At 70.0% G+C, this 10,535-nt stretch carries 10 protein-coding genes and 1 pseudogene; 6 read left to right on the forward strand and 5 right to left on the reverse strand.

The window, feature by feature from the left end:
* Positions 1 to 1,018: hypothetical protein (locus RMO85_RS18175; protein WP_310530129.1), on the reverse strand; the 1,018-nt coding region annotated here is incomplete at its 3' end.
* A 114-nt stretch (positions 1,019 to 1,132) separates the two neighbouring features.
* On the opposite strand from RMO85_RS18175, the gene RMO85_RS18180 reads away from it, so the two are divergent.
* Together RMO85_RS18180 and RMO85_RS18185 are read left to right on the forward strand one after the other, a co-directional pair.
* Positions 1,133 to 1,735: an ATP-binding protein gene (locus RMO85_RS18180; RefSeq protein ID WP_310530130.1), complete on the forward strand. Its 603-nt coding sequence runs from the start codon at positions 1,133 to 1,135 to the stop codon at positions 1,733 to 1,735.
* Positions 1,732 to 2,295, forward strand: coding sequence for a hypothetical protein (locus RMO85_RS18185; RefSeq protein ID WP_310530131.1), 564 nt, complete (start codon positions 1,732 to 1,734; stop codon positions 2,293 to 2,295). Before RMO85_RS18180 ends, RMO85_RS18185 begins: the two co-directional genes overlap by 4 nt.
* Here the strand turns inward: RMO85_RS18185 and RMO85_RS18190 are convergent.
* Complete coding sequence (locus tag RMO85_RS18190; RefSeq protein WP_310530132.1) at positions 2,279 to 3,385, reverse strand: adenosine deaminase; 1,107 nt, start codon at positions 3,383 to 3,385, stop codon at positions 2,279 to 2,281. The two genes, RMO85_RS18185 and RMO85_RS18190, sit on opposite strands and share 17 nt — an antisense overlap.
* Positions 3,386 to 3,403: 18 nt before the next feature.
* On the opposite strand from RMO85_RS18190, the gene RMO85_RS18195 reads away from it, so the two are divergent.
* Positions 3,404 to 3,859: a MaoC family dehydratase gene (locus RMO85_RS18195; RefSeq protein ID WP_310530133.1), complete on the forward strand. Its 456-nt coding sequence runs from the start codon at positions 3,404 to 3,406 to the stop codon at positions 3,857 to 3,859.
* A gap of 7 nt (positions 3,860 to 3,866) precedes the next feature.
* On the opposite strand, the gene RMO85_RS18200 is transcribed toward RMO85_RS18195, so the two are convergent.
* The 3 genes from RMO85_RS18200 to RMO85_RS18210 all read right to left on the reverse strand — a co-directional run bounded on the left by RMO85_RS18200 (position 3,867) and on the right by RMO85_RS18210 (position 7,258).
* Positions 3,867 to 5,474: a substrate-binding domain-containing protein gene (locus RMO85_RS18200; RefSeq protein ID WP_310530134.1), complete on the reverse strand. Its 1,608-nt coding sequence runs from the start codon at positions 5,472 to 5,474 to the stop codon at positions 3,867 to 3,869.
* Positions 5,475 to 5,577: 103 nt separating this feature from the next.
* On the reverse strand, positions 5,578 to 6,870 hold the full coding sequence (locus tag RMO85_RS18205) for a thymidine phosphorylase (protein ID WP_310530135.1): 1,293 nt from the start codon (positions 6,868 to 6,870) through the stop codon (positions 5,578 to 5,580).
* Between the two features lies 1 nt (position 6,871).
* A complete protein-coding gene (locus RMO85_RS18210; RefSeq protein ID WP_310530136.1) occupies positions 6,872 to 7,258 on the reverse strand; it encodes a cytidine deaminase in 387 nt (128 codons plus the stop codon).
* A gap of 146 nt (positions 7,259 to 7,404) precedes the next feature.
* On the opposite strand from RMO85_RS18210, the gene RMO85_RS18215 reads away from it, so the two are divergent.
* From RMO85_RS18215 to RMO85_RS18225, 3 genes and pseudogenes are all read left to right on the forward strand, one after another.
* Positions 7,405 to 8,502 (forward strand): BMP family ABC transporter substrate-binding protein, encoded by a 1,098-nt coding sequence (locus tag RMO85_RS18215; RefSeq protein WP_310530137.1) that lies wholly within the window; start codon positions 7,405 to 7,407, stop codon positions 8,500 to 8,502.
* 108 nt (positions 8,503 to 8,610) lie between these two features.
* Complete coding sequence (locus RMO85_RS18220) at positions 8,611 to 10,125, forward strand: ABC transporter ATP-binding protein (protein ID WP_310530138.1); 1,515 nt, start codon at positions 8,611 to 8,613, stop codon at positions 10,123 to 10,125.
* A pseudogene (locus RMO85_RS18225) lies at positions 10,122 to 10,535 on the forward strand (ABC transporter permease); the annotation flags it as partial. The gene RMO85_RS18220 and the pseudogene RMO85_RS18225, both read left to right, overlap by 4 nt.

Raw genomic sequence — 10,535 nt, forward strand, 5'->3', positions numbered from 1 at the left:
GCTCGCCGACGACCTCCGCGTCCGCGATGGGCGCACCGTCGGCGCCGCGGAGCTGGTCGCCGGCGAGGGCGGCGAGACCCTCCTCGGAGGTGAACCACGCCGCGATCCTGTCGCCGGTGCGTCCGGCGACGTCCAACGAGCCGGAGCCGACGGAGATGCCGCCCGAGGGCGCCTGGGGCTGCACGAGGGGGAAGTTCAAGACCGCGGCCCCGGTTGCCGGTACCACCCACCTGAGCGCATCGTTGCCCCGGCGAGCGATCAGGAGGTCGTGCTCGGTGACAGGGATCAAGTGATCGTCCCCGGCGGTGATGGTGTCGATGGTGAGGTCGTTGACGACCTGCCCGGCCGCGACCTCGGCGCCGAACGCCTGCGCGACGGGCACGATGGCGTTCTGCGCCACCGAGACGGACCCGATGCCTTCGGCCGCCTCGGAGAACGGGGCCAGCATCGTCAGCGCAGAGGCGCCGCTGGCCAACGGGTCCGACACCACCAGGCGGGGCGAGCTGAGCACCTCGAGCCAGGTGGCCGGAGCCTGCTCCGACACACCGCTGGCCAGGGCGACCGGCGTGCTGGCGAGCGCCGGCACGAGCGTCCTGCCGGTGTGGTCGGCCTCGTTCAGCACACTCTGCCACGCGGGGGAGTCCGGCACCCAGAGGTCGGGCAGCGTGTCCTCCTCACCCTCGCCGACCTCGTCCTGAGCTGCCGCGACATCGGCAACGGTGGCCGTGGTCACGTCCAGCTCGATGCACTGCCCGTTGTCCGCAAGCGAGTTCACTGCCTCGTCGACCAGGTCGGCCAGGGCGGGCGCCACGATCATGGACACGGTCGTGGTCGTGGCGGAGGTGCAGCCCGCCGAGGCCAGAGAGCTCTCGTCGCCTCCGAACATCTGGAGGCCGAACCAGCCGGCAGCCACGAGGACCAGCACGAGGCCGGTGACCGCCCAGCGGCCGCTGCGGGGCGAAGGGTCGACCGACGTGTGGTCGGGCTCGGGCGTGGTGATGGCGTGGGCGCCGAACATGAAGGTGCCTCTCGATGCTGATCCGGGGGAGAACGCAAGCCGACGATAGGGGCAACACGGCGTCTCGGCAGGTGGAATGCGCAAAGCCGACGCACGCCTGAGACACTGGCGTCCGTGCCTGCCCGAGTCATCGTCCTTGCCGGCCCCAGCGGAGCGGGAAAGTCGCGGCTGGCCGCACGGCTGGGCCTGCCCGTGCTGAGGCTCGACGACTTCTACAAGGATGGCGACGACCCGACGCTGCCGATGATCGCCTCGGGCGCCAACACCGGGTTGGTGGACTGGGACCATCCGGACTCGTGGCTGCACGACGACACGCTCGTGGCGCTCACGGAGCTGTGTCGTGACGGCGTGACCGAGGTGCCCATCTACGAGATCGCCCTCAATGGCCGACGCGGCTCCCAACCTCTCGACCTGGCAGGTTCGCCGCTCTTCGTCGCCGAGGGGATCTTCGCTCCCGAGATCGTGCCCGCCTGTCACCGCGGCGGGCTGTTGGAAGCGGCGTACTGCATCACCCAACGACCCGCTGTCACGTTCTGGCGGCGCCTGAGCCGCGACCTCAGGGAGCGACGCAAGCCGCCCCTGATGCTGTTCCGGCGGGGCCTGGCGCTGTTGCGCGACCAGCGACGAGTCGTGTCCCACGCAGTCGAGCTCGGCTGCCACGTCGCCACGCCCGATGAGGCGTTCGCGCGCATCACGACCGACCGCAGCCGCACATGAGCATCTCCGAGACCGGCCGGTTGGTCCTGGGGCGCCAGTTCCAGCAACCCGATCGACGCAGCTGCGGCGCCGCGGTGGCAGTGATGGCCGAGGCGCTGCGCAACGACACCTACGCCCGACGACTCCTGGCGGGCGGCGACGAGGAGTTCGACCGGGAGGTGAGCGCCATGCACCGGCGCATCATCGGCCCGGTCGACGTGGCCGGGGCCATCCAGGTGCCGTGGTTGCGCGCCATCGGCACTCCCCCGTGGGCGCTGGCCCGGCAGCTCGGCCGAGGCTCGACCAGGGGTCGGGTGGTGGCTGCCCGGTTCCGGCCGGGTCGCGCCTGGGGCGCGATGAACACCAGCCTCGGTCGGGGGGACGTCGTCCCCTGCTACGTCGGCAGCCGCTGGCTCCCGCGCCACGTCGTGCTGGCCCTCGAGCAGCTCGAGGACGCCGTGCGCATGTATGAGCCCGGCTCCGGGCGCGTCGTGCGGGTCACCCGCCAGGAGTGGATCGAGGGCCGCCTGCTCCTCGGTGGCTGGCGCGAGCCGTGGTGCGTGGTCAGCGCGCCTCGGTGATCAGTGCGGCATAGCCCGGCTTGATCACGTCGTCGATGATCGCGAGTCGCTCGTCGAACGGCAGGAACGCCGACTTCATCGCGTTGATGGTGAACCACCGCAGGTCCTCGAGGGTGTAGCCGAAGGCGTCCACGAGTCCGGACATCTCCTCAGTCATCGAGGTCTGGCTCATCAACCGGTTGTCGGTGTTGACCGTGACGCGGAACCGCAGGCGGGTCAACAGTCCGATCGGGTGCTCGGCGATCGACTCGGCGGCTCCGGTCTGGATGTTGGACCGCGGGCACATCTCCAGCGGAATCCGGCTGTCGCGGACGTACGCCGCCAGCCGACCCAGCTCCACCGAGCCGTCGTCATGCACGGTGATGTCGTCCACGATCCGGACTCCGTGCCCGAGCCGGTCGGCCCCGCACCACTGGATGGCTTCCCAGATGGAGGGCAGACCGAACGCCTCGCCGGCGTGGATCGTGAAGTGGGCGTTCTCCCGCTGGAGGTACTCGAAGGCGTCCAGGTGTCGCGTGGGCGGGAACCCGGCCTCGGCACCCGCGATGTCGAAGCCGGCGACGCCGCGGTCGCGCCAGGCGACGGCGAGCTCGGCGATCTCCCTGGAGCGGGCCTGGTGACGCATGGCGGTCAGCAGCTGGCGTACGACGACGCGTCCATCGGCGGCAGCGACACCCTGGTCGAAGCCCTCCTGCACGGCCGCGACGACCTCGTCGAGGGTGAGGCCCTGCTGGACGTGCTGCTCGGGGGCATAGCGGACCTCGGCATAGACCACGCCGTCGGCCACCATGTCCTCCACGCACTCGCGCGCGACGCGGGTGATGGCCGGGCCGGTCTGCATCACGGCCACCGTGTGGTCGAACGTCTCGAGGTAGCGCACCAGGGAGCCGGAGTCGGCCGACTCGACGAACCACTGGGCCAGGCTCGCGGCATCGGGAGCGGGCAGCTCGTGCCCGCAGTCGGCCGCGAGGTCGATGACGGTCTGCGGTCGGAGGCCGCCGTCGAGGTGATCGTGAAGGAGGACCTTGGGTGCGCGGCGAACGTCGTCGCGGGTGGGCAGGGAGGTGGGCCGACCAGTGGGCTGAGGCATGTCCCTATCCTTCCAGCCATGCGCATATTCACCACGCTTGACGAGGTCGCCCAGTCCGCCGAGACGGAGATCGGCACCACCGACTGGCTGGTGGTCGACCAGGAGCGGATCAACCTGTTCGCCGACGCGACCGGTGACCACCAGTGGATCCATGTCGACGAGGAGCGTGCCAGGACCGGCCCCTTCGGCGCAACGATCGCCCACGGCTTCCTGACCCTGAGCCTGCTGCCGCTCTTCAACACCGAGTGCTTCGCCCTCGAGACTCCGGGCGCGCGACTCAACTACGGTCTGAACAAGGTGCGCTTCCCGCACCCGGTGCCGGTCGACTCGCGGCTGCGCTCGCACGTCTCGTTCGGAGCCGTCACCGATCTGCCCACGGGCAAGCAGCTCGTCATCAAGCACACCGTGGAGATCGACGGCATCGACAAGCCCGCCTGCGTCGCCGAGCTCGTGGTCCTGCTGCTCGCCGGCTGAGCGACACCTACCGCGAGAGCACTGCCTGCGCGAACACGCCGAGGATGTCCCCCGGCTGGGCAGCGAGGTAGGCAGCTCCGCCGGTGGCGTCGGCCATCTGCTCGAGCGCCCCCAGGTCCGCGTCCTCGCTGATCGCGATCCCGACGATGCGCACCGGACGATCGGGGTCTCGCAGCTCACCCAGTCGGCGCACGAGCTCCTCGAGGGCGATGGACCCGGGGTCCTCGTTCTCCCCGTCGGTCATGAGCACCACGGCGTTGGAGTAGTGCGGCCGATAGTCACGCAGGGCCTGCTGGTACGCCGCCAGGGCGGTGTCGTAGAGACCGGTGCCGCCTCCCGTCAGAGCGGGGAGCTCCTGCGCCCGGGCCCGCAGGGCGAAGCGTTGGGTCCGACCGAACCGGAGGTCGTCGAGGCGACGCATGGGCTCGAGGACCCGCCAGTCCTGGCCCGGCCCGCCCTTGTCGATCGAGAAGATCCACAGGCCGACCCGGGCGTGGTCGGGGAGGAACGACAACCCGATCCCGGCGGCGTCCGCCAACAGGCCCATCCGCGTGCCGCCGGACGCGTCGAAGTCCATCGACCCCGACGCGTCGACGACGGCCAGGATCGCCGAGGGCACGCTGAGCGTCCGCCACGACTGCACCGTGGCGGCGACGGTGCGGGCGGGTGGTGTGGGCAGGAAGGCCGAGACCGAGGCCCCCAGGGTGTCGTCGGGCGCCGCTGCGGGCCGTAGGCCGGCCTCTCGCAGGGCGTCGGCCCCTTCCTCACTGGCCAGGTAGCGGACCAGGTCGCGGGCGAGGGCGCCGGATCCGGGCGCCGCCCCCTGTCGCACGGCCATCGGGAAGTCCAGGACCGGGGCGCCGATGCTCGGCGTGAGGTCGCGCAGGTAGGGGGCGTTGATGCGGGCCTCGACCAGCTCCTGCTCAGTGCCCACCACGAGTCGTCTCGACGACCTCCGGGCCCAGAACATGCCCACGTCCGCGTCCAGTCCGCGCGACACGCGTTCGCCGTACGCCTGGGCGAACGGCACCACCATCTGGCGGGCCAGCGCCTTGTCGCGTCCGAGCTCCGCGGCCTCAGCCTGCGGAGCCACCACGGCCAGCGACCCGACCGTGGAGCTCAGCGGATCGGGCACCGACACCAGTCCCGACACCTCGGCTGCGCCCCACGACGCGAAGCGCGGTGCGGCCGGACCGCCCACGAGCAGCAGCGGCGTGCGCGCCACGCTCGGCGTCACCACTCGCAGCGCGGCCGGGCCGCCGAGGTAGGTCGGCGTCATCCAGAACCGGCTTTCGGCGATCCAGACGTCCGGCGGCCGCGCTCCGGTGGAGACGGCGAGCGCGATCTGGCTGGCCGTGCGGGTGTCAGGTGCGACGCGGGTGCACGCGGGGACGATCTCCTCGACAGCTCGCGTCACCACGCCCAGCATCGAGAGCGGCACCGCCAGCTGCACCGTGCGCTGTTGCTCGCAGCCGCGGGCGGCCGGCTCCGGGTCCGCCTCGTTGATCAGCAGGTAGGCAGCCCCACCGCCGAGCGCGACCCCGAGCAGGAGCAGGAGCACCAGCATGACCGGCCCCCTGATCCGGCCGTCGAGCGTTTCGCTGTGAACGTCCATGCCAAGCTCCCCCCAGAGATGCCAGGAGGCTAGGGCCGCCACGGCCCGTCACGTGAGGAAAGGGTCAGGCTTAGCCAGAGTTGGGGACTCGGCGACCCTGCGATCAGCTGATCCTGTCGATGATCAGGTCCCGGGGCGTGAACTCCCCGTCGCCGATGGCCCCATCGATGTCGTAGCCACCCTCGAGCGAGGCCAGTGCCCGGTCGAAGCGGTCGGGCTCGTCGGTGAGCAGGGTGAACAGCGGTTGTCCCTGGGTGACGGTGTCGCCGGGCCGGGCGTGCCACACGACACCTGCACCGTCCTGCACCGGGTCTTCCTTGCGGGCGCGCCCGGCACCCAGCCGCCATGCCGCCAGTCCGACCGCCATCGCGTCGAGGCGGGTCAGCGTGCCGCCGGCCGGCGCCGTGACGACGTGCGACTCCTTGGCGACGGGCAGCGTGGCATCCGGGTCGCCGCCCTGGGCACGGATCATGTCCTTCCAGGCGTCCATGGCCGAGCCGTCGGCGAGCTTGTCGGCGGGGTCGAGGTCAGTCACGCCGGCCCCGGCCAGCATCTCCCGGGCCAGCGCGAGGGTCAGCTCCACCACGTCGGCCGGACCGCCACCGGCCAGCACCTCCACGGACTCGACGACCTCGATCGCGTTGCCGGCCGTCAGGCCGAGCGGCGTGCTCATGTCGGTGAGCAGCGCCACCGTGTGCACACCGGCGTCCGTGCCGAGGTCGACCATCGTCCGGGCGAGCCGGCGCGCCTTCTCGGCGTCCTTCATGAAGGCCCCGGCGCCCACCTTGACGTCGAGCACGAGCGCGCCGGTGCCCTCGGCGATCTTCTTGGACATGATCGACGACGCGATCAGCGCGATGGCCTCGACGGTGCCCGTGACGTCGCGCAGGGCGTAGAGCTTCTTGTCGGCGGGCGCGAGTCCGTCCCCGGCGGCGCAGATGACCGCGCCGACGGACTCGAGCTGGGCGAACATCTCCTCGTTGGAGAGCGTGGCCCGCCAGCCGGGGATCGATTCGAGCTTGTCGAGCGTGCCGCCGGTGTGGCCCAGGCCTCGACCCGACAGCTGGGGTACGGCGACGCCACACGCCGCGACCAGCGGAGCCAACGGCAGGGTGATCTTGTCGCCGACCCCGCCGGTGGAGTGCTTGTCGGCCGTCGGCCGGGACAGGGACGAGAAGTCCATCCGCTCGCCGGACGCGATCATCGCGGCGGTCCAGCGGGCGATCTCGCGCGGCACCATCCCGTTGAGCAGGATCGCCATCGCCAGCGCCGACATCTGCTCGTCGGCGACGTCACCGCGGGTGTAGGCGTCAATCACCCAGTCGATCTGGCTGTCACTCAGCTCGCCCTTGTCGCGCTTGGTGCTGATCACCTCGACGGCGTCGTGGGTTGCCAACTCACACATCCTTCAGGTCGTCGGGGCCGAATGCCTGCGGCAGCATCTCGGCCATCGTGCGGACGCCCTCCGGCGTCTCGATGAGCAGGTCGGCGCCCCCGTGCTCCCACAGGAGCTGTCGGCAGCGACCGCAGGGCATGATCACCTCGGCGTTGCCGTTCACGCACACGAAGTGTGTCAGCCGGCCGCCACCGGAGGCGTGCAGGGCGGACACCAGCCCGCACTCGGCGCAGAGCGTCGCGCCGTACGCCGCGTTCTCGACGTTGCAGCCGACCAGCAGCCGCCCGTCGTCGGCCAGTGCGGCGGCACCGACAGGGAAGTGGGAGTAGGGGGCATAAGCGTGGCGCATGGCGGTGGTCGCCTCGCCACGAAGTTCGTTCCAGTCCATCGGACTCACTATGACGCATCTTGTTGCCATCAGGTCTCGAACCGGCACCGGATTCAGTGATTGCCTTCCCACACCGGACGACTTGCAGGCATCATTCAGTCGATATGCGGTCCCACTCCGGGGGCCGACTGAGTTTGGAGGCATCTGTGAGGAAGACGAACAAGGTCGTCGTTGGCGCCATCGTGGGGCTGATGGCCAGCGTGACCCTGGCCGCATGTGGCGACGCACCCAAGGACGAGCCCACCAGCAGCGGGAGCGAGCCGGCAGCGAGCGACTTCCAGCCCTGCATCGTCTCCGACGCCGGCGGCTTCGACGACAAGTCGTTCAACCAGCTGGGCTTCGAGGGCGCCACCCAGGCAGCCGACGAGCTGGGTGTCGAGCTGATCCCCGTTGAGTCCAACAGCGAGAACGACTACGCCCCCAACCTGGAGGCTCTCGTCGCCCAGGGTTGTGACGCCATCGTCACCGTCGGCTTCGCGCTGTCGGCGGCCACCGTGGAGTCGGCCAAGGCCAACCCCGACATCGAATACGTCCTCATCGACGACGCCGCGGACAACGACTTCGACGGCACCAAGGACGCGGACAACGTCAAGCCGCTGCTCTACAACACGGCTGAGGCCGCGTTCCTGGCCGGCTACGCCGCCGCCGACTACACCAAGACCGGCGTGATCGGCACCTACGGCGGGATGGAGTTCCCGACCGTCACGATCTTCATGGACGGCTTCAAGCAGGGCGCCGACTACTACGCCGAGACGAAGGGCAAGGACGTCAAGGTCGTCGGCTGGAACGGCAAGACCGGCTCCTTCACCGGTGGCTTCGAGGCCAACGAGGCGGCCACCAGCACGGCCCGCCGCATCCTCGACCAGGACGCCGACGTGGTCCTGCCGGTGGGTGGCCCGATCTACCAGGGTGCCCTGACCGCGATCGCCGACTCCGGCAAGGACGTCGCCATGATCGGCGTCGACGCCGACGTGTTCGAGACCGACCCGACCACCCAGGACGTCATCCTGACGTCGATCCTCAAGAACATGAAGGTCTCCACGTACGAGGCGCTCATGGCTGCGGGCGACGACACGTTCGACTTCGAGGCCTACGTCGGCACGCTGGAGAACGACGGCGTCGGCATCGCCCCGTTCCACAACTACGAGAGCAAGATCTCCGACACCCTCACCGCCGAGCTCGACGAGGTCAAGGCCGGCATCATCGACGGCTCCATCGAGGTCAAGTCCTACCTGGCTCCGTGAGCAGCCGAGTCTGAATAGCCCCACCACAAGGGGGAGGTCGACGGGTTCTCGTCGATCTCCCCCTTGTCATGTCCAAGCGCGCTGCCCGGGTGAATAGGATGCCGTCCCATGAAGCTTGTCCTGCGAAACATCACCAAGCGATTCGGGTCGTTGGTCGCCAATGACCGGATCTCGCTCAAGGTGTTGCCCGGTGAAGTGCACTGCCTGCTGGGTGAGAACGGCGCGGGCAAGTCCACGCTGATGAACGTGCTCTACGGCCTCTACCGGGCCGACGAGGGCGAGATCGTGCTGGACGACGTGGTCCAGCACTTCTCCGGTCCCGGCGATGCCATGGCGGCGGGCATCGGCATGGTGCACCAGCACTTCATGTTGATCCCCGTGTTCACCGTGACCGAGAACGTCATGCTCGGCAACGAGTCCACCGGCTTCGCCGGGACGCTCGACGCCGACGCCGCTCGCGAGCGGGTCCGGGAGATCTCCGCCCAGTTCGGCTTCCACGTCGACCCTGACGCGCTCGTCGAGAATCTGCCGGTCGGCGTCCAGCAGCGGGTCGAGATCATCAAGGCCCTCTCGCGCGACGCGCAGGTGCTGGTCTTCGACGAGCCGACCGCGGTGCTCACGCCCCAGGAGACCGACGAGCTGATGGAGATCATGCGCCAGCTCAAGGAGGCGGGGAAGGCGATCGTCTTCATCACCCACAAGCTCCGCGAGGTGCGCGCGATCGCCGACCGGATCACCGTGATCCGCCGCGGCGCGGTCGTCGGCGAGGCCGACCCCACGGCCACCAACGCCGAGCTCGCGTCGCTGATGGTGGGCCGCCCGGTCGAGCTGACGGTCCACAAGGACGCCCCCACCCTCGGTGCCGAGGCGCTGGTGGTCCGCGACCTGCGCGTGGTCGATGCCCACGGCCAGGTCCACCTCGACGGCATCACCTTCACCATCCGGGCCGGCGAGGTGCTCGCCGTGGCCGGCGTCCAGGGCAACGGCCAGACCGAGCTCACCGAGGCGCTCCTCGGTCTCCAGGACCACGTGGAGGGCTCGATCACGCTCGACGGCGAGCAGCTCGTCGGCAGGTCCGTGCGACACATCCTCGACGCCGGCGTCGGGTTCATCCCCGAGGACCGTCAAGAGGACGGACTGGTCGGCGGCTTCTCCATCGCCGAGAACCTCATGCTCAACCGCAGCTTCCGCTCACCCTTCGTCAGGCGTGGCTCGCTCCACCGGGACGTCCTGGAGAAGTTCGCCCGGGAGAAGCTCGAGGAGTACGACGTCCGCGCCCCCGACATCTACACACCTGCGGGCAAGCTGTCCGGTGGCAACCAGCAGAAGGTCGTGGTCGCCCGCGAGCTCTCGCGAGAGCTGCGCCTGCTCGTGGCCGCCCAGCCGACCCGCGGTGTCGACGTCGGCTCGATCGAGTTCATCCACAAGCAGATCGTCGCCACCCGTGACCGCGGGATTCCGGTGCTGGTCGTGTCCACCGAGCTCGACGAGGTCGTCGCCCTCGCCGATCGGATCATGGTGCTCTACCGCGGGCAGGTGATCGGCATCGTGCCCGGCACCACGCCACGCGAGACACTCGGACTGATGATGACCGGCGAGCGCCCGAAGGATGTGGTCGCGTGAGCGGCACCGAGACCCCCCGCCCCGCCCCCGACGCCGAGGCCCACGCGGACCAGGACGAGTCGCCCCGGGCCGCAGGACCCGGGGGCGCGAGTCGTTCGGAGTCCGTGCTGCGCGAGATCGCCTCGGGCAACGCCCTGGCCGGCGTCCTCGCCGTGGTCCTCGCCGTCGTCGTCGGCTCGCTGATGATCGCGCTCACCGACGAGGAGGTCCGCGCCTCCGCCTCCTATGTCTTCGCCCGGCCCGGCGACCTCTTCCAGGCCACCTGGAACGCGGTCTGGGGTGCCTACACCGCGTTGTTCCGGGGAGCGGTCTACAACGACCGGGTCGATGACTTCGCCACCCAGATCCGCCCGCTCACCGAGACCCTGAAGTTCGCCGGACCCTTGATCGCGGCCGGGCTCGGCGTCGGG

The sequence above is a fragment of the Nocardioides sp. genome (assembly GCF_031422975.1).
Taxonomy (GTDB): domain Bacteria; phylum Actinomycetota; class Actinomycetes; order Propionibacteriales; family Nocardioidaceae; genus Nocardioides.

Excerpts from the sequence above, each read along its gene's own strand:
- RMO85_RS18190 (WP_310530132.1), bottom strand. The coding sequence starts at position 3,385 with ATGCCTCAGCCCACTGGTCGGCCCACCTCCCTGCCCACCCGCGACGAC.
- RMO85_RS18185 (WP_310530131.1), top strand. The coding sequence starts at position 1,732 with ATGAGCATCTCCGAGACCGGCCGGTTGGTCCTGGGGCGCCAGTTCCAG.
- RMO85_RS18220 (WP_310530138.1), top strand. The coding sequence starts at position 8,611 with ATGAAGCTTGTCCTGCGAAACATCACCAAGCGATTCGGGTCGTTGGTC.
- RMO85_RS18195 (WP_310530133.1), top strand. The coding sequence starts at position 3,404 with ATGCGCATATTCACCACGCTTGACGAGGTCGCCCAGTCCGCCGAGACG.
- RMO85_RS18200 (WP_310530134.1), bottom strand. The coding sequence starts at position 5,474 with ATGGACGTTCACAGCGAAACGCTCGACGGCCGGATCAGGGGGCCGGTC.
- RMO85_RS18210 (WP_310530136.1), bottom strand. The coding sequence starts at position 7,258 with ATGGACTGGAACGAACTTCGTGGCGAGGCGACCACCGCCATGCGCCAC.